Genomic DNA, 19,883 nt, shown 5'->3' with positions numbered 1-19,883 from the left:
CGTCAGGTGAACATGTTCTTCACCTGGTTCTCGGTGTTCTGGTAGTTCGCGTTGACCGTGCCGGTGCGCGTGCCGATCTGCGCCAGCAGGCCCTTCATGTCCTCCCAGGACGTGCGGATCTGCTGCTGGCGCTGGCGGTAGAAGTCGGCGGCCGCGCCGTCCCAGACCGCGAGCCGGGCGATCGTCGAGTCCAGATCGGCCAGCTCCTGCTCGATGGCGGACGCGCTCCGGCCGATGTTGGCCTGCGCGCCCTCGATGTCGCCGAACGACACCCGGATCTCACTGCTCATTGGGGACTCCGTCCTCGTCCGTGCGGGTGTCTCAGAGGTACTGGCCGAGGCCGCCGCCGGAGGCGGACGTCGTCGCACCGGGGGCCGGGCCCGACCCGCCCGTGCCGCCCAGCTGCGAGAACGCCTGGCGGTTGTCCTCGTCGGAGGCGGCGTAGTTCCGCCCGCTCTGGCCGATCTTCGCCGCGATCTCGTCGAGGGCGGTGTTGATCCGCGTCGCGTCCTCGTTCCACCGCGCCATGAGCCCCTGGAACGCGACGGACCCCTGGCCGCGCCACGTGCCCGCCAGGGGCGCGAGCTGCGACTGCAGGCTGCTCATGTGGCCCTGCATGCCCTGCTTGATGTCCTGGATCCGCTGCGAGGCGGTGAGCATGACGTCGGTCTCGGTACCGAACTGCCCGGCCATCCGCGGCTCCCTCCGTGTCCGGGGGCCGACCGGCCCCGTGTGCTGCTGACGGATCGAGCATGACGAGCGGGCGCGGCCCGTGGTGGTCGTTTCGTGAAACCCGCGGACCTGATCCGCGGCCCGTTCAGCCGGCGGGCCCGAGGGTCTCGACGACCTGCGCGCAGGCCGCCAGCACCCGCGTCGCCTCGGCGTCGTCCGTGGCGTGCCGGCACCCCACGCTGACCATCGACGACGGCGACGAGAGCACCACGAACCAGTCGACCCGCACGCCCGGCGCGGGGTCCTGGCGGTAGCGGGCGACCTCGCGGTCGCCGAACTCGGCGCGCGCCTCGTAGCCAGACACCGGGTCGCCGGCGGCGCGGGCGGCCTCGTACTGGGCGGCCAGCTGCCCGCGGGCGCGCTCCGGGTCCTCGGCGGCGGCCCCGTCGAGAGGGTTCTCCTGGACGGCGACGAGGTCCGTGCCCCGCGGGGCGCCCACGGGGCGGAGCAGCACCCGGCGCGCGGCCGCGTCGCCGCCGGCGGTGACCCACCCGACCGGGGTGACGAAGACCTGTCCGCCGACGACCGTGGGCGTGCCGGACGGGCGGCTCACCGCCCGGACGCCCAGGACGATCCCGGTGACCAGGGCGAGGATCGCCAGCACCGCGATGACGACCGCCCCCACGCCCACCGGGCGCCGCGGCGGGCCGGCCGACCGTGGCCGGCGCGCGGGGAGCCGGCGCGAGGACCCGGGCCGGGCGGACCGCGGCCGCGCGACCACGGCCGCACCGGACGCGGTGGCGTCGTCGCCCCCGTCGCCCCCGTCCGCGGGGTCGACACGGCGCACCGGGAGCAGCGCCGGCGACCCCGACGAGGTCGGCGTGAGCCAGGCAGGGGTGTCGGCGGGGCCGCCGAGGTCCTCGGTCGGCTCGGCGTCGGGCCCCGCGGGCTCGGCCCGGGGCCACGCCCGCTCCCCCGGCGGCAGCTCGACGGTCGGGGGGTCGAGCAGCGGGCCGGCGGCCGACCGGGGTGCGGACGACGAGGACGAGCCCGCACCGGCCGCGACGGCGGCCCCCGCCCGCACCCGCGACGCCGCAGCACCGGCGACCCCTCCGAGCAACGCCTCGTCCTCCCGTGCCACGACGAGCGCGCCCCGCACCACGACCAGCCGCGGCTCCGGCGCCACGGTGGCGGGCACGCCCAGCTCGCGGTGCACGAGCGCCGCGAGCAGCGGGATCCGTGCGCCGCCGCCGGTGAGCCACACGCCGTCGAGATGCTCCGGGCCCGTGCCGGCGTCGGCGAGCGTCTCGGCGAGGAGGTCGACGACCCGCCGCAGCGACGGGCGCAGGACCTCGGTGAGCTCGCCCCGCGACAGCCAGGCGGCGGTGAGCCGCCCGGGCAGTGGCACCGCAGCCTGCTCGGCGTCGGAGAGCTGCTCCTTCGCGGCCCGCACGTCGTCCAGCAGGACCTGACGGTGCCGCCGGTCGCCGAGGGTCGTGGCGGCGACGACCTCGCGGACCCGGTCGGCGTCGCGCCGCGCCGCCAGATCATCACGCGACGGGTCCTCGGGGGTCGGCTCGTCCGCGAGCGTCGAGAGCAGGTGGCCCAGCAGCAGCTCGTCGGCGTCGTCGCCCCCGAAGCGGTCGTCCCGTCGCCGCGCGAGCAGCCGGGCGCCACCGCAGCGCCCGGGGTCGGGCGCGAGCACGGACGCGTCGGCCCCGCGCGCCCCGAGGTCGAGCACCGCGACCGGCCCCGGCCGCGCGCGACCGTCGTCCCGCGGGCGCATCCAGGCGGCGTGTGCGGCAGCGGCGACGGGTTCGGCGAGCAGGGTGAGCTCGGCGGCGAGCCCGGACCCGGCCCGCCGCAGCACCTCGCGGCGCCCGGCGTCCCAGCCGGCCGGGTGGGTGAGGACGAGGTGGCGCGGCCGGTCCCCGCGCAGCAGCGGACCCGCCCGCTCGAGCGCCCCGGCGAGGACGGCGCCCCACGCCTCCGCGATCCCGACCACCCGGGTGCCGAGCAGGAGGTCGGGATCGTCGACCCGCAGGCGTGGCGTCGGCTCGTAGCGCGCGGGATCGGTGGGGGCCAACCGCCGGGCGGCGGACCCGACGGCGAGGGCCGTGCCGTCGGCGGGGGCGAACACGGCGGCGAGGTCGAGCGGCACCTCGGCGGGCTCGACGGTCTCCGCGGGCGCGCGACCGTCGCGGGGGTCGGGCGACACGTCCACGGCCGCGGCCACCGTCGTCACCCCGAGGTCGATCGCGACCGTCGGGCCCTCGCTCACGGGTCGGCGTCCGGCACGGCCCCCGGCACGGGCCCCGCGGCGTCCGGGCCGGTGATCGGCGGATCCGGGGCGCGCCACCCGACCTGCACGAGCCGCTCCCCGTGGCGCCGCCCGACGAGCCACCCGCGCCCCGGCGGCTGCGGACCCGGCCGGACGGTGCCCAGCAGCACGCCCTCGTCGCGACTGCCGCTCATGACGATCCCAGGCGACGAGAGCTCGCGCAGGCGGGCGAGCACCGGCTCGAACACCGCGCGGGACGCCCCGCCCGTGCGCCGCGCGACGACGAGGTGCAGGCCGACGTCGCGGGCCTGGGGCAGCAGGTCGAGCAGGACGGCCAGCGGGTTGGTCGCGGCGCCCGCGACGAGGTCGTAGTCGTCGACGAGGACGAAGACGTCCGGGCCGGTCCACCACGAGCGCGCCCGCAGCTGCTCGGGCGTGACGTCGGGGCCGGGCAGCCGGCGCTGCAGCGACTCGACGAGCTCGGCGAGCGCCCGGGTCAGCGCCGCGGCCGACGACGTGTAGGAGATGAGGTGGTCGCTGGCCACGGCCCCGAGCAGCGAGCGCCGGTAGTCGACGATGACGAGCCGGGCCTGGTCCGGCCGGTACCGGGTGACGATCTGGTGGGCCAGCCCCCGCAGCAGCGCCGTCTTGCCCGACTCGGCGTCGGCGAAGCAGACGAAGTGCGGGTCGGCGGACACGTCGAGCAGGACCGGCGCGAGGCGCTCCTCGGACAGCCCCAGCGGCAGGAGGTGCGGCGGGCCGTCGTCCGGGCCGGGCAGCGCCTCGACGCCCACACGGTCCGGGAGCAGCCGCACCCGCGGCGCCCCGGTGCCGCCCCAGGCCGCCGCGACGCGGGCGACGAGCTCGCCGGTGGCGCGACCGAGGTCGGCTGCGTCGGCGACCCCGTCGAGACGCGGCAGGGCGGTGAGGACGTGGCGCTTGTCCGGTGACAGCCCGCGCCCCGGGCGCCCCGACGGCACGACGGCGGCGACGCGGCGGTCGACCTCGGATTCCGACGGGTCCCCGAGCCGCAGCTCGAAGCGGGTGCCGAGCAGGTCCTTGAGGGCGGGCCGCAGCTCCGCCCAGCGGCTCGCCGTGATCACGACGTGCACCCCGTAGGAGAGGCCGCCCGTCGCCAGCGAGATCACCGTCTGCTCGAGACCCTCGTGCTCGGTGCGGAAGGCGTGCCAGCCGTCGACGACGAGGAAGACGTCGCCGAGCATGTCGCTGCCGCCGGTGCCGGGCGCGAGCTCGCCGCGCCGGCGCCGGGCCCGCAGGTCGGCCATCGACTCGACCCCGGCCTCGCGGAACCAGCGCTCCCGTCCCGCGAGCAGCGCGGTCACCTCGGCCACCGTGCGCCGCACGAGCTCGGGCTCGCCGCGGCCCGCGACCGTACCGACGTGCGGCAGCCCCGCCAGCCCGGAGAGCGTGCCGCCGCCGAGGTCCACCGCGTAGAACTGCACCTCGGCCGGCGTGTGGGTCAGCGCGGCCCCGACGACCAGCGTGCGCAGGAGCGTCGACTTGCCCGACTGCGGCCCGCCGGCGACCACCACGTGTCCCGCCGCCCCGGCGAGCTCGGCCCACAGCACGTCGCGGCGCTGGTCGTAGGGGCGGTCGACGACGCCCACCGGCACCGCGAGCTGCCCGTTGGCGGGGAAGCCGGGCGCGCTGAGCCCGCGGTCCGGGGTCGCGGTCAGGGGCGGCAGCAGCGCGTCGAGCGTCGACGGGTCGGCCAGCGGCGGCAGCCACACCTCGTGCGCGGGCGGCCCCTGGCCACGCAGCCGTTCGACGACGACGTCGAGCACCGACGGCGTGCCGTTCACCCCGCGCGGGACCGACGGTCCGTGCGGGCCGATCACCGCGGGCGGACCGCCGGCCGGGGCGTGACCGTTGCCGTCGCCGTCGCCGTGGCTCTCGAGCACCGCGCCCGGCTCCACCCAGCTCGCGGTGAAGGGGCGCGGGCGCATCTCGCGAGGGACCGGGGAGGGGTCGGGCGCGACCGGCTCGGCGGAGCGGTACGGCGCCGACACGTACCCGGCCTTGAACCGGGTCATCGTCGACGACTCGACCTTCAGGTAGCCCGAGCCCGGCACCGGCGGCAGCTCCGCCGCGTCCGGGACCCCGAGCACGGCCCGCGAGTCCGACGGCGAGAAGGTCTTGAGCCCGATGCGATAGGACAGATGTGAGTCGAGGCCCCGCAGCCGTCCCTCCTCGAGGCGCTGCGAGGCGAGCAGCAGGTGCATCTGCAACGAGCGCCCGAGCCGCCCGATCGCGACGAACAGCTCCGCGAAGTCGGGCTTCTGGCTCAGCAGCTCGGAGAACTCGTCGACGACGACGAACAGGGTCGGCAGCGGGTCCAGCGGCGCGCCGTTCTCCCGGGCGCGCTCGTACTCGGTGACGTTGGCGAGGTTGCCCGCGGCGCGCAGCTTCTCCTGGCGGCGCTGCATCTCGCCCGCCAGCGCGTCCTGCATGCGGTCGACGAGGCTGAGGTCGTCGGCGAGGTTGGTGATCACCGCGGCGACGTGCGGCGCCCCAGCGAGCCCGGCGAACGTGGCGCCGCCCTTGAAGTCGACGAGCACGAGGTTCAGGGCCTCGGACGAGTGCGTCGTGATCAGCCCGAGCACGAGGGTCCGCAGCAGCTCGGACTTCCCGGACCCGGTGGCCCCGACGCACAGCCCGTGCGGGCCCATCCCCTCCTGGGCGGCCTCCTTGATGTCGAGCTCCACCGGCTCGCCCTCGGCCGAGACCCCGAACGGCACCCGCAGCCGGTCCCGCACCGGGCGCGGGCGCCAGGCCGCGGTGACGTCGAACGTGGCGGGCTCCCCGTCGACGCCGAGCAGCTCGAGGATGCCGGGGCTGGTCAGCAGCGGCTCCTCGTCGTGCGCGCCGGCCGCGGGCGGGCGGCAGGGCGCGAGCCGCCGCGCGAGCGCCTCGGCCTCGGCGCCGCCGAGGGTGTCGGGCCGGCCGAACCACTCGACGCCCTGCTGACCCCGGGCCCCGATGCGGCCCTCGCCGTCCGCTTCCAGGACGAGCCCGAGCCCCCGGCGCGCCGTGAGCGTGCCGAGGGAGTCCGACAGGTCGATCACGGTGACGCCGGCCATGCCCTCCTCGAGCACGACCTGCTCGGAGCGCGTGACCTCGGCGTCCTCGAGCACGACGACCACGTGGCGGGTGTCGGCGGCCGGCGCGGCACCTCGGGTGAAGCGCCCCCGCCCCGCGAGCTCCGGGGCCAGCCACGACTCGACCGCGGCCAGCGAGGACGTCACCATCCGCACCGGCCCGGCGCCGTCGGACAGCCGCGGGTGCGCGACGTGCGGGAGCCACTTGACCCACTCCCACTCCGCGCGGGCGGGACCCGCGGCGGCCACGGCGACCACGAGGTCCTCGGGGCTGTGGAACGTCACGAGCTGCGCGAGCAGCGCCCGCACGAGCCCGCGACGGGCCGCCGCGTCGCCGCCGGTGACGCCCACCGACGCGAACGCGCGCAACGACACCGCCGTGGGCAGGTCCGGGACGATCGAGTGGGTGCGCACGAAGCGGCGCAGGGCCACCGTCGACACCGGCTCGAGATCGTCGACGGGGCCGGTCTGCGGCGGGACGAGGGCGGTGGCGAGGCGCTGGGAGCCGCGGCCGACGCGCACGTGCGCGAAGTCCGGGTCGGACGGGCGGCGCTCCCACATCCGCGGGCCGCGCGCGAGTCCGACGAGCGTCGCGGGCTCGGGGTGGGTCCACTCGAGGGCGCGACGCTGGTCGACCGCCGTCTCGCGGGCCCGCCGGCGCATCTGTGCGAGGTAGCGCAGGTAGTCCTTGCGGTCCTCGTCGGCCTCCGCCCGGCGCTGCCCGCCGCCGCGCGTCGCACCACCGGCGACCATGCCGATGGTCGAGAGCGCGAACATCCCGCCGAAGAGCCACGAGGTGGGGTTGTCGACGCCGATGACGACGATGAACCCGAGCGAGCCGAGCACCATGAGCAGCGGCAACAGCCGCAGCAACGGGGACGTCGGCACCGCGCGCGGGATCTCCGGCGGGGCTTCGAGGTGGACCTCGCCCGACGGCACCTCCGGGGGCGCCGGGCGTGCGGCGCGCCGGAAGACCCGTGTGCCCACCGGTCGCCCCCCATCCTCCGAACGCACCACCCGGCCCCCGCGGTCCGGCCATACTAAGGAGCCGCGGCCCGCCCGGGGTCCGTCTCGGCGAACCTCCGGACGGTCCCCGGACGGCGCCGATGCCAAGATCCCCGAACGACGGTCGCCGAGAGCCGGGAGGAGCGCATGACGGACACCGCCCGCCCGGGTCGCGCGCTGCCGGGGACTGCCGGGGACGGGGCCCGCGCCTCGTTGCCCGCGGGGTCGTCCGCGCCGGTGACGGCCGCGAGCCGGGTGTCGGTCCTCGCGCCCCGCACGCGGGTCGACGTCGCCCTGCCCCCGGACGTCCCGCTGGCCGACCTGCTGCCGGTGCTGCTGGACATGACCGGCGAGTCGGGCGTCGGCGCCCGGGGCGGTGCCTGGACGCTCGCCCCGCTCGGGCAGGGCCCGGTCGACCCGTCGCGCACGCTCGCCGCCCTCGGTGTCCTCGACGGCGACCAGCTCGTGCTGCGACGCCGGGCCGACGCGGCGCCGCCCCCGCTGTTCGACGACGTGGTCGACGCCGTCGCCGAGGCCACGCCGGCGAGCTACCGGGCGTGGGGGCCGGGGCTCGCGGGCGTCCTCGGGCTCTGCGGGCTGGCGCTCGGGCTCGCGGGCGCGGTCCTCGCGCTCGTCGTCGCCGGCCGGGGTCCGGGCACCGCCGGGGGGCTCGGCACGGCCGCGGTGGCCGGCGTCGCCGCCCTCGGGGCACTCGCCGCGGCCGCGGTGTGCACGCGGGTCGTCGACGGCACGGCCGCCGGGTCGGTCCTCGCCGCCGGCGCCGTCGCCCTCGCCGGGGTGGCGGGCGTCGCCGCGGTGCCCTGGGGGCGCCCGGCCCCGCCACCTCGCTCGCCGCGACGTCCGGGGCCCCGCAGCTGCTGCTCGGCGCGGTCCTCGCCGCGGCCGTCGCCGCCGCCTCGCTCCTGGTGCTCGGCCGGGCCGGGCGCGCCGGCGTCGCCGCCCTGCTCGGCGCCCTCACCGCGGCGGTGCTCGTCGCCCTGGCCACCGGCATCGCCACCGTGGTCGACGCGGGCGACGCCGCGGGCATCGCCGCCGGGGCCGGCGCGCTCGCCCTCGTCGCGTCGGCGCTGCTCCCGCGCACCGGGATCGCGCTCGCCCGCCTCCCCCTGCCCCGCGTCCCGGCGTCGGCCGAGGAGCTCGCCGACGACCCCGGCGTCGCCGAGCACGCCGACATCGAACGTCGCGCCGACCGCGCCCACGCCGCCCTCTCCGGCCTGGTCCTCGGGTGCGGCGCCGTCACCGCGGGCGCCGTCACGGTGCTCGCGCTCGCGCCGGTGGGCGGCTGGCGGGGTGTCGCCGGCTGGGCGCTCGCGGTCCTGCTGACGCTCCTGCTCGCCCTGCGCTCGCGCACCTACGCCAACGGCGTCCAGGCCGTCGCCCTGCTCGTCTGCGCGCTGTTCGCGGGCGCGGGGCTGGTCGTCGGCTGGCTGCTCGTCGCCCCGCCGGCCGTCGCGATGCTGGCCGTGCCGGCGGTCGCCCTCGCGGCCGGCGCAGGGGCGTTCGTGCTCGGCGTCGTGGTGCCCCGGAGGCGGTTCTCCCCGGTGGCCCGGCGGGCCGTCGACATCGCGGAGGCCGTCGGGATCGCGGCCGTGCTGCCCGTGGCGCTGGCCGTCATGGACCTCTACACCGCGATGCGGCTCCTGTGACGCGCACGCTCGCCGGCGCCGTCGTGCTCACCGCGCTCACGGTGCTGTTGAGCGCCGCGCCCGCCGGGGCGACCGATCCCGTCGGCGCGACCTCGAGCGCCCCGGCGCCCCCCGCGCCGGACCGCGCAGCGCTCGACGCCCTCGACGCCGCTCCGGACGGCGTGCCCGGCGCACGCCGCGACGCCCCCTGCCCCCCGCCGACCCCGCCGTCGGGCACCGGGTTCGGCGACCTCCCGCCGGGCCCCGACCCCGCGGACGCCTGGGTGGACGGTCGGGGCGAGGGCCAGCTGGTCGCCGTCGTCGACACCGGCGTCGCCGCCCACCCCCGGCTCGCGGGCCGCGTCGTCGACGGCGGCGACTTCGTGGTCGGCGCCTCCGGTCTCGACGACTGCGACGGGCACGGCACCGCGGTGGCGGGGGTGATCGCCGCGAGCCCCGCTCCCGACGACCTGGTGGTGGGCCGTGCGCCCGCCGCCCGCGTGCTCGCCGTCCGGCAGACCAGCGCGTTCTTCGGTGTCGACGGCCGCGCCGGGGTCGGCGACGTCACCAGCCTCGCCCGGGCCGTCCGGCACGCCGCGGACACCCCGGGCGTCGGGGTGCTCACCCTCGCCCTGACGGCCTGCCGCACGCCCGCCCAGGTCGCCGACCCGTCCGATGCGCCCGCCCTCGGGGCCCTGCGCGCGGCCGTCCGCGACGCGGTCGACCGCGGTGTCGTCGTGGTCGCGGCCGCGGGCAACACCGGCCCGGCCTGCGCCCCGAACACCGGCGGCCCGGTGCGCAGCGTCCCCGTGCCCGCGTGGTTCGGCGACGACGTGCTCGCCGTGGGCGCGGTCGACGACGCCGGCGCCCCCGACCCGTCGTCGCTGGCCGGCCCCTGGGTCGACCTCGCCGCTCCCGGGCGCGAGCCGTCCTCGCTCGCGGCGCGCGGCCCCGGCCTCACCACCACCCTCGGCGCGCCCGACGGCTCCTCGGGGCCCCTGGTCGGCACGAGCTTCGCCGCCGCGCGGGTCGCCGCGGCCGCCGCGCTGCTGCGTCAACGCGCCCCCGAGACCCCCGCCCGCGAGATCGCCGCCGCGCTCGTGCGCTCGGCGACCCCGCCGCCCGGACTGACCCCCGGTGTCCGCGACGACGCGGTCGGCTACGGGGTGCTCGACGCCGCGGCCGCGGTCCGCGGCGGCCCGCCCCGCACGGGGCCCGAGGTGCGGCCCGAGCCGCCGGCGCCCCCGACGGAGGGGCCCGCGACCGGGTGGGTCACCGCCGCTGTCGGTGCCGTCGCCGCCGTCCTCGCGGTGGGCGCCGTCGCGGTCCGCCGCCGGCGGGGTGGTGCGCGGTGAGCCTCGTCGTCACCCCGTCCCGCCCCGCGCCGCCGGTCTCGCGCCGACCGTCGGGGCCCTCGCTCGGGCCCGTCCCGCTCGCCGGCGTGGTCGTCGTCGAGGTCGGGCTCGCCCTCGCGGTGGCGCTCGTCGCCCTCGACCGCGGGCTGCTGCCGCTCGCCGGGGTCGTCCTGTCCGCCGCGCTCCTCGTCGGGCTGCTGCGGGTTCGCGGGCGCTGGCTCGTCGTGTGGATCGGGCTGGCGCTGCGCTACCGCCTCCGGGCGCGCGAGCGCGAGTCCGAGCCGCTCGATCCCGACGCCGACCCGCGGCTGCGGACGCTGCGCCTGCTCACCGGCGACCTCACCGTCGCGCGCACCCGCGACCACGACGGCCGCGAGGTGGGGATGCTCGGGCACGGCGGCGGCTGGAGTGCCGTGCTCGCGCTCGACCCGACCTCCCCGGACGGTGCGCCCGGCCTCGTCGCGGGCGACGCCTCGTCGGGCACCGCGACGTTCCCGCTGGCGGCGCTCGCCGGGTGCCTGGCCGACCGGGGCGTCGTGCTCGACGCCGTGAGCGCGCTCTGGCACTGCCGCCCGGTCGCCGAGGACACCCCCGCGGCCGCCGCGTACCGCGAGGTCCTCGGCGCCCTGCCGCCGCTCGCGCGCCGCGACGCGTGGCTCGTCGTGCGCCTCGACCCGGCGCGTTGCCCCGACGCGGTCGCCGAGCGCGGCGGCGGGGTCGCGGGGGCGCACCGGGCCGTGGTCGGGGCGCTCGCGCGGATCGGGCGGGTGCTCGCCGAGCACGGCACCGCGGTCCGCCCGCTCGGGGTCGACGAGGTCCTGGAGGCCGGCCTCGAGGTCTCCGACACCGCGGGCGAGCCGGAGCGTCTCCGGGAGCACTGGCGCGCGGTGGTCGTCGGCGAGGTCGGGCACGCGGCGCACGCCGTGACGCGCTGGCCGGACGTCCCGGAGCGCCTCTCCGCCCTCACGGCCACGGCCGCGCGCACCTGCACGCTCGCCCTGACCCTCGAGCCCGATCCGCGGGCCGACCGGGACGGGGACGCGCCTGCGACCGTCGGGCTGCGCGGCACCGTGCGCCTCACCGCCGACACCCCGGACGCGCTCGAGGAGGCCGGCCGCGAGCTGGTCGCCCGCGGGCACGCCCTCGGGATGACCCTCGACCCGCTCGACGGCCAGCACGCCGCCGGGCTCGCCGCGACGCTCCCGCTCGGGGTGGCGCCGTGACGACGCCGGGCGCCGCGGGCCGCGTCGCCCCCACCCGCGCCGACCCGGAGCTCGCGCCGACGTTCTCGGTCCCGCCGGAGATGCTCGACGCCCTCGGGCCGCCCGTACGCCCGGCGGGAGTCGTCCTCGGCGCCGACCCGGACGGCGAGCCGGTCGCGGTCACCCTCGTGCGCCCCGCTCCCACCCGCGTCGTCCTCCTCGGCGGGCTCTACCTCGCCCGCCAGGTGACGCTGCGCGCGGTCGGCACCGGCACGCGCGGCGTGGTCGTCACCGGGCGGCCGCCGGTGTGGGACGCGGTTCGGCGCGCAGGGGACGTGTCCGACGCCCTCGACGCCGACGACCCCGCCGCGCCCGTCCGCGTCGTGCGCGAGCCCCCGGCCGACCTCGCCGCGGGAGGCGAGCCCCTGCTCGTCGTCTACGACCGGGGCGCCACGGCACGCGGCCCCGCTCCCGCGCGACGTCCGCGGCAGACGACGCTCGTCGTCCTGCCCTCGCTCGTGCCCGCCGTGTCCGACCTGGCCGACGACGCCGACCTCGTCCTCATCCAGCGCCTACCCCCGCACGAGGCCGAGCTCGCCGGGCGGCTGTGGCGACTCACGCCCGCGATGACCGAGACCCTGCGGACCCTCCCCGACCACGGCATCGTGGTGCTCGGGCGCAACCTCTGGCGTCGGGTCGACCTCGTCACCGGCGCCCGCGAGACCGCGATCCTGGGCCCGGTGCGCCGGGGTGACTAGCCCGGCGAGGAGACACGATGGACGACACGTTCACCCCGGTCCTGGCCGTCGCGGACCTGCCCGAGGGCACGATGACCGCGGTCATGGTCGGCGGCCGGCGGGTACTGCTGGTCCGCGTCGGCGGCGGGGTCCGCGCATACGACAACCGCTGCCCGCACCGGGCCTGGCCGCTCGAGCGCGGGACGCTCGCCGACGGCGTCCTCACCTGCGCGAACCACCGCTACACCTTCGACGTGGCCACCGGCCGCGGGATCGATCCCGGCGACTGCCACCTGGTCGCGCTGCCCTGCCGTGTCGACGGCGGGACCGTCGAGGTGGCGACCGGGGGCTGACCGGGGCTTGACCTCGACCACCGTCGAGGTCGGACGCTTGAGGGCATGCCCATCGAGCTGAACCACACCATCGTCGAGACCCGGGACCAGGACGCCGGTGCGGCCTGGCTCGCCGAGGTCCTCGGCGTGCCCGCACCCACCCGTTTCGGGCCGTTCACGGTCGTCGAGGTCGCCCACGGCACGAGCCTGGACTTCATGGACGTCGACGACCCGCACCCCCAGCACTACGCCTTCCTCGTCCCCGACGACGAGTTCGCGGTCATCGCCGCCCGCCTGCGGGACCGGGGCGTGCCCACCTACGCCGATCCCGGCCACCGGCGGTCGGGGTACAACACCAACGACGGCGGCCAGGGCGCCTACTTCGACTCCCCCGAGGGTCACAACCTCGAGATCCTCACCCGGCCCTACGGCAGCGGAGGCTGATCCGCCGGATCGAGTGCGTGGCGTGACGGACGCTCAACGTCAGCGACGTGCCGCCGCTGACGTTCAGATCTCGTCACGACGCCGCCGCGTCCGTGCGGCGCGTTCCGCGAGGTCCGCGGCGTCCGGGTAGTCGACCCGGGTCAGCCGCAGCCCCCGCGCGGCGACGACGGTGACCTCGCTCGACCGCGCCCGCGCCGCGAGCAGCGCCGCGGGCCACTCGACGGGCCGCCGGCCCTCGCCCACGGCCAGCAGCGCGCCGACGACGGACCGGACCATCGAGTGGCAGAACGCGTCGGCGCTGAGCCGGGCGACGAGGACGTCGGGCTCGCCGGGCTCCGCGTCCCAGCGCAGGTGCTGCAGCTCGCGCACGGTGGTCGCGCCGGCGCGGGGACGGCAGTAGGCCGCGAAGTCGTGCTCGCCGAGCATGGCGGCGCCGGCCGCGTTCATCGCGTCGACGTCGAGGGGCCGCGGCCAGCGCAGCGTGTCGCGCGCGCGCAGTGGCTCGGGGCCCCACGGCGCGGTGCTGACGCGGTAGGCGTAGTGGCGGCGCATCGCGGAGAACCGCGCGTCGAACCCCTCCGGAGCGGGCGTCACCGCGTGCACCCGGACGTCCGGCGGCAGCATCCGCGCCAGCCGGCCGATCAGCCCGGGGTGCGGCTCGATCTCCGCGGGCAGGTCGACGTGGCAGACCTGCGCGTCGGCGTGCACGCCGGCGTCGGTGCGCCCGGCGACGGTCAGCGCCACCGGCACCCGCCAGACCGTGGCGAGGGTGTCCTCGAGGACGCCCTGCACCGTGCGCAGCCCGGGCTGCCGGGCCCAGCCCGAGAAGTCGGTGCCGTCGTAGGCCAGGTCCAGGCGGTGACGACGTACAGACACCGCGAGCCCGCCCCCGGGATCGGGAGCGGGCTCGCGGGTGGTGCTGTCGGTCAGGACTTGTCGTCCGTCGCGCCGTCCGTGGTCGCCGACGAGTCGGCGTCCTCGGACGTGTCGAGGCCGGCGCCGGCCGCGGAGTTGTCGGTCATGCCCTCCGGGACCTCGTCGTCGGTGACATCGTCGTCGGTGACATCGCCGTCGGTGGTGGCCGACGAGTCGGCGTCCTCCGTGACGGTGTCCTCCGTGACGGTGTCGGCCGCGTCGGTCGGCTCGGTCGGCTCCGGCGAGGCGTCGCTCTCGGCCGCCGCGATGGTGGCCGCCGTGGCGGCGGCACCGGTCGCGGTGTCACCGACCTCGGCGCCCGGGCCCGACGGGGACGTCGGCGGAGCCGCCACGCGGGTGGCCTGGGAGGCCTCCGCGCTGGCCGTGCGCTCGTTCACCAGCTCAATGACCGCCATCTGCGCGTTGTCACCCTTGCGCGGCAGCGTCTTCACGATGCGCGTGTAGCCACCGGGCCGGTCCGCGAAGAACGGGCCGATCTCGGCGAGCAGGCGGTGCACGACGTCCTTGTCCCGGATCTGCTCCTGGATGAGACGCCGGTTGTGCAGGTCGCCCTTCTTGGCCTTGGTGATCAGCCGCTCCGCGTACGGGCGCAGCCGGTCGGCCTTGGCACGCGTGGTGTGGATGCGGCCGTGGGTGAAGAGCGACGTGGCCAGGTTGGCCAGCATCAGCTTCTGGTGGTCGGGGGAACCCCCGAGCCGCGGGCCCTTGCTGGGCTGGGGCATGTCGAATGCTCCTGTCTCGTGACGCCTTTCCTCCCCGGCCCGCGTACGGACCGGGGAGGGGGCAGCACGTCAGAGGTTACTGGGGGGTGCTAGAGCTGCTCGGTCTCGGCGTAGTCCTGGCCGTCGTCCTCCGAGGCCCCGTAGCCGCCGAAGCCGCCGTCGGAGCCGTAGGACTCGAAGCCCTCCGAGGGGTAGTCCGCCGCGGCGGCGGACGGGTCGAACCCGGGCGGGCTGTCCTTGAGCGCGAGGCCCAGCCCGGCCAGCTTCATCTTGACCTCGTCGATGGACTTCGCACCGAAGTTGCGGATGTCCAGCAGGTCGGCCTCCGAGCGGCCGACGAGCTCGCCGACCGTGTGGATGCCCTCCCGCTTGAGGCAGTTGTAGGACCGGACCGTGAGGTCGAGGTCCTCGATGGGCATCGCGAACGCGGCGATCGAGTCGGCCTCGGCCGGCGAGGGCCCGATCTCGATGCCCTCGGCGTCGACGTTGAGCTCACGGGCCAGCCCGAAGAGCTCGACGAGGGTGCGCCCGGCGGACGCGATCGCGTCGCGAGGCGTCATCGACGGCTTGGTCTCGACGTCGAGGATCAGCTTGTCGAAGTCGGTGCGCTGCTCGACGCGGGTCGCCTCGACCTTGTAGCTGACCTTGAGCACCGGCGAGTAGATCGAGTCGACCGGGATACGGCCGATCTCGGCGCCGGACGCCTTGTTCTGCGCGGCCGGGACGTACCCGCGACCACGCTCGACGACGAGCTCGACCTCGAGGCGGCCCTGGTCGTTCAGGGTCGCGATGTGGAGGTCGGGGTTGTGCACGGTCACGCCGGCCGGCGGGACGATGTCGCCCGCCGTCACGGTGCCGGGGCCCTGCTTGCGCAGGTACATCGTGGCCGGCTCGTCCTCCTCGGAGCTCACGACCAGCTCCTTGAGGTTCAGGATGATGTCGGTGACGTCCTCCTTCACCCCCGGGACGGTGGTGAACTCGTGGAGGACACCGTCGACACGGATGCTGGTCACGGCCGCGCCCGGGATGGACGACAGCAGGGTGCGACGCAGCGAGTTGCCGAGGGTGTAGCCGAAGCCCGGCTCCAGCGGCTCGATGACGAACCGGGAACGGGTGTCGTCGATGGCGTCCTCGGACAGTGCGGGACGCTGAGAGATCAGCACGTGCGAAACCTTTCCGATGCGGCGTCCGCTATTTGACGCCGAACGTGAGACCCGGCCCGGGCACGATCGCCCGGGCCGGGGGTCTTGCGTACTTCCGTGGGCTTACTTCGAGTAGAACTCGACGATCAGCTGCTCCGAGACCGGCGTGTCGATCTGCGTCCGCTCCGGGAGGGAGTGGACGAAGATGCGCAGCGAGTCCGGAACGACCTGGAGCCAGCCCGGGACGGGCCGCTCGCCGAAGTTCTCCTTCGCCACCACGAGGGGCAGCATGTTCCGGGACTTGTCCCGGATGTCGATGATGTCGTACTGCGTCACCCGGTAGCTGGGGACGTCGACCTTCTGGCCGTTGACCAGGAAGTGGCCGTGGCCCACGAGCTGACGGGCCTGACGACGGGTCTGCGCGATCCCGGCGCGGTAGACCACCGAGTCGAGACGCGACTCGAGGAGCTTGAGGAACTCGTCGCCGGTCTTGCCCTCGCGGCGGTTCGCCTCCTCGTAGTACTTGCGCATCTGCTTCTCGAGCAGGCCGTAGGTGAAGCGGGCCTTCTGCTTCTCCTGCAGCTGCAGCAGGTACTCGGACTCCTTGATGCGGATCCGGCCGTGCTGACCCGGGGGGTACGGGCGGCGCTCGAAGGACTTGTCGCCGCCGATCAGGTCGACCTTCAGGCGGCGGGACTTGCGGGTGGCTGGTCCTGTGTAGCGAGCCATCGTGTGTCTCCTCTCCGCCCTAGACCCGGCGACGCTTCGGCGGGCGGCAACCGTTGTGCGGCTGCGGGGTGACGTCGGAAATCGTGCCGACCTCGAGGCCGGCCGCCTGCAGCGACCGGATCGCGGTCTCGCGGCCCGAGCCCGGGCCCTTCACGAAGACGTCGACCTTCTTCATCCCGTGCTCCGCGGCCTTGCGGGCGCAGTTCTCGGCGGCCATCTGCGCGGCGAACGGCGTCGACTTGCGCGAGCCCTTGAAGCCCACGTGGCCGGCCGAGGCCCAGCTGATGACGTTGCCGGTCGGGTCGGTGATGGAGACGATCGTGTTGTTGAACGTGCTCTTGATGTGCGCGTGCCCGTGGGAGACGTTCTTCTTCTCCCGACGACGGACCTTCTTGGCCCCGGCCGCGCCCTGGCGAGTCCTGGGTGGCATCTAGCTCTTCTCCTGATCGAGGGGGGCCTGCATCACTTGCGTGCGGCCTTCTTCTTGCCGGCAACCGTCTTCTTGGGGCCCTTGCGCGAGCGGGCGTTGGTCTTGGTCCGCTGCCCGTGCACCGGCAGGTTGCGGCGGTGCCGCAGCCCCTGGTAGCTGCCGATCTCGACCTTGCGCCGGATGTCCGCCTGGACCTCGCGGCGCAGGTCACCCTCGACCCGGAAGTGGTTCTCGATGTACGCACGCAGTGTCGCGGCATCGGAGTCCGACAGGTCCTTCGACCGCAGGTCGGGGTCGATGCCGGTCTCGGTGAGGATCTCCTTGGAACGGCTACGGCCGATCCCGAAGATGTAGGTCAGCGCGATCTCCATCCGCTTCTCGCGGGGGAGATCGACGCCGGCGAGTCGTGCCATGTGGCGACGTGCTCCTCGTGTCGTCCGGGAGGTCTGGCTCCCCGCCCGTCCCGGACCTCACGGGTCCGGGCCCCGGCCTCCCGAGCCGGGGGTGTTCCGCCGGGGCATCGATCTCTCGAGCCGACGTAGGTGCGGGGAGGAATGGGATGCGGCCGCGTGTGGCCGCGAGTGCCCGGTACTGCGTCAGCCCTGGCGCTGCTTGTGGCGCAGGTTGTCGCAGATGACCATGACCCGCCCGTGACGGCGGACCACCTGGCACTTCGCGCAGATGCGCTTGACGCTCGGCTGGACCTTCACGTCCTCTTCCTCGCTGTGTGGATCACTTGTAGCGGTAGACGATCCGGCCGCGCGACAGGTCGTAGGGCGACAGCTCCACCACGACCTTGTCCTCGGGGAGGATCCGGATGTAGTGCTGACGCATCTTGCCGCTGATGTGCGCCAGGACCTTGTGCCCGTTCTCGAGCTCCACCCGGAACATCGCGTTGGGCAGGGGTTCGATGACCCGGCCCTCGACCTCGATGGCGCCGTCCTTCTTCGCCATGTCCTCCGCATTCTTCTCGACGTACGCTGCCGTCCCCGGCTCGGTGCCACCGCGTCGCGACGACACGTCCACAAGGGACGGGGAGCGCGCTCGACACCGGTACCGACACACGAGCGCGCGTGGACCGGCACGACACGCGCACCAGCTGTCAAGTGTACGCGTGGCGTGTCGAGAGCCTCGCCACCGGGGCCCTCGACCAGCAGGTGCGGGCCACGTCAGCGGCGGATCGGCATCCCGGCGCACCCACCGGGGAACGGGAGGCCCGCCCGGCCGGCGACGGCACCGATCGCGAGGGCGACCCCCCACGGTCCGGCGACCCAGATCCACCACGGTGCCACGACCCCGCCGGTGCCGACCGAGACGGCGACCCAGATCACGAGGTTGATCACCGAGACCACCGCCCAGACCGCCACCGCGGCCCGGATCGGGGACGGCGCCCCCGGACGGACCGCGCCTCCCGACCGCACCGGCGCCTCGGCCGGCAGATCCGCGGTCAGCGGCAGGAGATCGGACCCCACCACCGCGCCGTGCGCCGCGCGCACCCGCTCGTCGTACTCGGCGAGCGTCAGCCGCCCCTCGGCGTGCGCCTCCCCCAGCCGCGCCGCCACGCGCTCGCGGTCCGCGTCCGCCACCCGCAGTTCCCCGGCCACCACGACCACCCCGTCTCCTCGACCCTGCGACCGAGGATAACAGCGAGCGGATAGTTCCGCTATCCGCAGTGAGTCACGCGGGCGCGGTCAGGATGCGGGGCCCGTCGTCGGTGACGGCCACCGAGTGCTCCCAGTGCACGGCCCGGCTGCCGTCCGAGGTGACGACGGTCCAGCCGTCGGCGAGCTCGTCGGTCTCGTCGGTGCCGCCGGTGAGCATCGGCTCGATGGCCAGCACCATCCCGCTGCGCAGGCGCATGCCCGTGCCGGCCCGTCCGAGGTTCGGCACGAACGGGTCCATGTGCATGGAGGTCCCGATGCCGTGCCCGCCGTAGTCGGCGACGATCCCGTACTCGCGCCCGTCCGCGGCCGCGCGACGGCGGGCCTCGTCCTCGACGGCGTGCGAGACGTCGCCGAGCCGGCCGCCCGGCACGAGGCGCTCGATGCCCGCGTACATGGCCGCCCGGCAGGCCGCCGACAGCGACTCGTCCGCGGGGCGCGCAGTGCCCACGGCGACCGTCACCGCGGCGTCCCCGTGCCAGCCCTCGAGGATCGCGCCGCAGTCGATCGAGATCAGGTCACCGTCGGCGAGCACCGTCGTGGGCGACGGGATGCCGTGCACGACCTGCTCGTTGACCGAGGCGCAGATCGACGCCGGGAACCCCTGGTACCCGAGGAACGAGGGCTCCGCGCCGGCCTCCCGGATCGTGGCGTGCGCGATCGCGTCGAGGTCCGCGGTGCTGGTCCCGGGCCGGACCTCGTCGGTGACGGCGGCGAGGGCGGCCGCGACCACGAGGCCGGCCGCGCGCATCGCTTCGATCTGGCCCGGGGTCTTCATCTCCACGAAGCGTCCCCGCACGCGGTCGGCGATCCCGCCGACCCCCGAGGAGACGACCTCCGTGATCGGCCGACGCGTGTTGCCCAAGTCAGTCGTCGGGCTCGTCGGCGAGCGCGTCCATGGCCCGGTCGGTGATCTCCTCGACCGACCCGACGGCGTCGACCCGGACGGCGATGTCGTTGTAGTGCGCGATGAGGGGCTCGGTCTCCGAGCGGTAGACCTCCTGGCGGTGCCGGATGGTCTCCTCGGTGTCGTCCGAGCGGCCGCGGGCCGTGAGGCGCTTGACCAGCTCCTCGTCCTCGACCTCGAACACGAGCACGGCGTCCAGGCGCTGACCGAGGTCGTCGAGCACGGTCTCGAGCTCCTGCGCCTGGGCGGTGTTGCGCGGGAACCCGTCGAGCAGGAAGCCCTCGGCCGCGTCGGGCTGGGCGAGACGGTCCTTGACCATCCTGACCGTGACCTCGTCCGGCACCAGGTCGCCCGCGTCGACGTAGCGCTGGGCCTCCTTGCCGAGCTCGGTCTCGTTCTTCATGTTCTCGCGGAAGATGTCACCGGTGGAGATGTGCGGCGCGTCGAGACGCTCGGCCAGCCGCGCGGCCTGCGTTCCCTTGCCCGCTCCCGGCGGCCCCACCAGAACGATCCTCACGACAACACTCCCTCGCCCGACATCCGTGTGGTCCGTGTACCGCGCC

At 75.9% G+C, this 19,883-nt stretch carries 20 protein-coding genes and 2 pseudogenes; 7 read left to right on the top strand and 15 right to left on the bottom strand.

The genetic code is table 11. The features are described 5' to 3' along the window. Positions 1–2: 2 nt before the first annotated feature. The 4 genes from OG774_RS24770 to eccCa form a co-directional block, all read right to left on the bottom strand. A complete protein-coding gene (locus OG774_RS24770) occupies positions 3–290 on the bottom strand; it encodes a WXG100 family type VII secretion target (RefSeq protein WP_328304985.1) in 288 nt (95 codons plus the stop codon). Between the two features lie 31 nt (positions 291–321). Continuing rightward, positions 322–693, bottom strand: coding sequence for a WXG100 family type VII secretion target (locus tag OG774_RS24765; protein ID WP_328304983.1), 372 nt, complete (start codon positions 691–693; stop codon positions 322–324). A gap of 124 nt (positions 694–817) precedes the next feature. Further along, complete coding sequence (locus tag OG774_RS24760) at positions 818–2,953, bottom strand: type VII secretion-associated protein (RefSeq protein ID WP_328304982.1); 2,136 nt, start codon at positions 2,951–2,953, stop codon at positions 818–820. Beyond that, a complete protein-coding gene (gene eccCa, locus OG774_RS24755; protein ID WP_328304980.1) occupies positions 2,950–7,059 on the bottom strand; it encodes a type VII secretion protein EccCa in 4,110 nt (1,369 codons plus the stop codon). The genes OG774_RS24760 and eccCa overlap by 4 nt, the downstream gene beginning before the upstream one ends. 165 nt (positions 7,060–7,224) lie before the next feature. Between eccCa and eccD (OG774_RS24750) the strand changes: the two are divergent. The 7 genes and pseudogenes from eccD (OG774_RS24750) to OG774_RS24720 form a co-directional block, all read left to right on the top strand. After that, a pseudogene (gene eccD / locus OG774_RS24750) lies at positions 7,225–7,839 on the top strand (type VII secretion integral membrane protein EccD); the annotation flags it as partial. After that, entirely contained in the window at positions 7,806–8,744 is a 939-nt protein-coding gene (gene eccD, locus OG774_RS24745; RefSeq protein ID WP_328304979.1) for a type VII secretion integral membrane protein EccD, read from the top strand. The pseudogene eccD (OG774_RS24750) and the gene eccD (OG774_RS24745), both read left to right, overlap by 34 nt. Then, positions 8,741–10,078: a type VII secretion-associated serine protease mycosin gene (gene mycP, locus OG774_RS24740; RefSeq protein WP_328304978.1), complete on the top strand. Its 1,338-nt coding sequence runs from the start codon at positions 8,741–8,743 to the stop codon at positions 10,076–10,078. The genes eccD (OG774_RS24745) and mycP overlap by 4 nt, the downstream gene beginning before the upstream one ends. Continuing rightward, positions 10,075–11,301, top strand: coding sequence for a type VII secretion protein EccE (eccE, locus tag OG774_RS24735; RefSeq protein WP_328304977.1), 1,227 nt, complete (start codon positions 10,075–10,077; stop codon positions 11,299–11,301). The genes mycP and eccE overlap by 4 nt, the downstream gene beginning before the upstream one ends. After that, a complete protein-coding gene (locus OG774_RS24730) occupies positions 11,298–12,038 on the top strand; it encodes a hypothetical protein (RefSeq protein WP_442873909.1) in 741 nt (246 codons plus the stop codon). Before eccE ends, OG774_RS24730 begins: the two co-directional genes overlap by 4 nt. A gap of 17 nt (positions 12,039–12,055) precedes the next feature. Next, on the top strand, positions 12,056–12,370 hold the full coding sequence (locus OG774_RS24725; RefSeq protein WP_328304976.1) for a Rieske (2Fe-2S) protein: 315 nt from the start codon (positions 12,056–12,058) through the stop codon (positions 12,368–12,370). Between the two features lie 45 nt (positions 12,371–12,415). Beyond that, positions 12,416–12,793, top strand: coding sequence for a VOC family protein (locus OG774_RS24720; RefSeq protein WP_328304975.1), 378 nt, complete (start codon positions 12,416–12,418; stop codon positions 12,791–12,793). Positions 12,794–12,856: 63 nt separating this feature from the next. On the opposite strand, the gene truA is transcribed toward OG774_RS24720, so the two are convergent. The 11 genes and pseudogenes from truA to OG774_RS24665 all read right to left on the bottom strand — a co-directional run bounded on the left by truA (position 12,857) and on the right by OG774_RS24665 (position 19,837). Continuing rightward, on the bottom strand, positions 12,857–13,669 hold the full coding sequence (gene truA / locus OG774_RS24715) for a tRNA pseudouridine(38-40) synthase TruA (protein WP_328304974.1): 813 nt from the start codon (positions 13,667–13,669) through the stop codon (positions 12,857–12,859). Positions 13,670–14,066: 397 nt separating this feature from the next. Next, positions 14,067–14,451, bottom strand: a pseudogene (gene rplQ / locus OG774_RS29905) (50S ribosomal protein L17); the annotation flags it as partial. Between the two features lie 89 nt (positions 14,452–14,540). Beyond that, a complete protein-coding gene (locus tag OG774_RS24705; protein ID WP_274194343.1) occupies positions 14,541–15,614 on the bottom strand; it encodes a DNA-directed RNA polymerase subunit alpha in 1,074 nt (357 codons plus the stop codon). 102 nt (positions 15,615–15,716) lie between these two features. Continuing rightward, complete coding sequence (gene rpsD / locus OG774_RS24700) at positions 15,717–16,322, bottom strand: 30S ribosomal protein S4 (protein ID WP_274190744.1); 606 nt, start codon at positions 16,320–16,322, stop codon at positions 15,717–15,719. Between the two features lie 19 nt (positions 16,323–16,341). Continuing rightward, a complete protein-coding gene (gene rpsK / locus OG774_RS24695) occupies positions 16,342–16,752 on the bottom strand; it encodes a 30S ribosomal protein S11 (RefSeq protein ID WP_116708483.1) in 411 nt (136 codons plus the stop codon). Positions 16,753–16,784: 32 nt separating this feature from the next. Next, positions 16,785–17,165, bottom strand: coding sequence for a 30S ribosomal protein S13 (gene rpsM, locus OG774_RS24690; RefSeq protein WP_274190745.1), 381 nt, complete (start codon positions 17,163–17,165; stop codon positions 16,785–16,787). A 183-nt stretch (positions 17,166–17,348) separates the two neighbouring features. After that, positions 17,349–17,462, bottom strand: a complete 114-nt coding sequence (gene rpmJ / locus OG774_RS24685) for a 50S ribosomal protein L36 (RefSeq protein WP_018330934.1) — start codon at positions 17,460–17,462, stop codon at positions 17,349–17,351. Between the two features lie 22 nt (positions 17,463–17,484). Then, on the bottom strand, positions 17,485–17,706 hold the full coding sequence (gene infA / locus OG774_RS24680) for a translation initiation factor IF-1 (RefSeq protein ID WP_030532868.1): 222 nt from the start codon (positions 17,704–17,706) through the stop codon (positions 17,485–17,487). A gap of 215 nt (positions 17,707–17,921) precedes the next feature. Continuing rightward, complete coding sequence (locus tag OG774_RS24675; RefSeq protein WP_328304971.1) at positions 17,922–18,365, bottom strand: DUF1707 SHOCT-like domain-containing protein; 444 nt, start codon at positions 18,363–18,365, stop codon at positions 17,922–17,924. Between the two features lie 64 nt (positions 18,366–18,429). Next, the gene (gene map, locus OG774_RS24670) at positions 18,430–19,191 is read right to left on the bottom strand and encodes a type I methionyl aminopeptidase (protein WP_328311140.1); all 762 of its coding nucleotides are present in this window, start codon (positions 19,189–19,191) and stop codon (positions 18,430–18,432) included. A gap of 88 nt (positions 19,192–19,279) precedes the next feature. Continuing rightward, positions 19,280–19,837: an adenylate kinase gene (locus OG774_RS24665; RefSeq protein ID WP_328304970.1), complete on the bottom strand. Its 558-nt coding sequence runs from the start codon at positions 19,835–19,837 to the stop codon at positions 19,280–19,282. Positions 19,838–19,883 lie beyond the last annotated feature (46 nt).

Origin of the sequence: Actinomycetospora sp. NBC_00405 (genome assembly GCF_036044095.1) — a bacterium.
Classification (GTDB): Bacteria; Actinomycetota; Actinomycetes; order Mycobacteriales; family Pseudonocardiaceae; genus Actinomycetospora; species Actinomycetospora callitridis.
Note: the sequence above shows the minus strand (reverse complement) of the source record. Positions and strands in the feature narration are given on the sequence as shown.

Bases quoted from the DNA above. Each gene is read 5' to 3' on its own strand.
- map (WP_328311140.1), bottom strand. From the start codon at position 19,191: ATGAAGACCCCGGGCCAGATCGAAGCGATGCGCGCGGCCGGCCTCGTG.
- OG774_RS24720 (WP_328304975.1), top strand. From the start codon at position 12,416: ATGCCCATCGAGCTGAACCACACCATCGTCGAGACCCGGGACCAGGAC.
- rpsD (WP_274190744.1), bottom strand. From the start codon at position 16,322: ATGGCTCGCTACACAGGACCAGCCACCCGCAAGTCCCGCCGCCTGAAG.
- OG774_RS24770 (WP_328304985.1), bottom strand. From the start codon at position 290: ATGAGCAGTGAGATCCGGGTGTCGTTCGGCGACATCGAGGGCGCGCAG.
- OG774_RS24725 (WP_328304976.1), top strand. From the start codon at position 12,056: ATGGACGACACGTTCACCCCGGTCCTGGCCGTCGCGGACCTGCCCGAG.
- rpsK (WP_116708483.1), bottom strand. From the start codon at position 16,752: ATGCCACCCAGGACTCGCCAGGGCGCGGCCGGGGCCAAGAAGGTCCGT.
- OG774_RS24765 (WP_328304983.1), bottom strand. From the start codon at position 693: ATGGCCGGGCAGTTCGGTACCGAGACCGACGTCATGCTCACCGCCTCG.
- infA (WP_030532868.1), bottom strand. From the start codon at position 17,706: ATGGCGAAGAAGGACGGCGCCATCGAGGTCGAGGGCCGGGTCATCGAA.
- rpsM (WP_274190745.1), bottom strand. From the start codon at position 17,165: ATGGCACGACTCGCCGGCGTCGATCTCCCCCGCGAGAAGCGGATGGAG.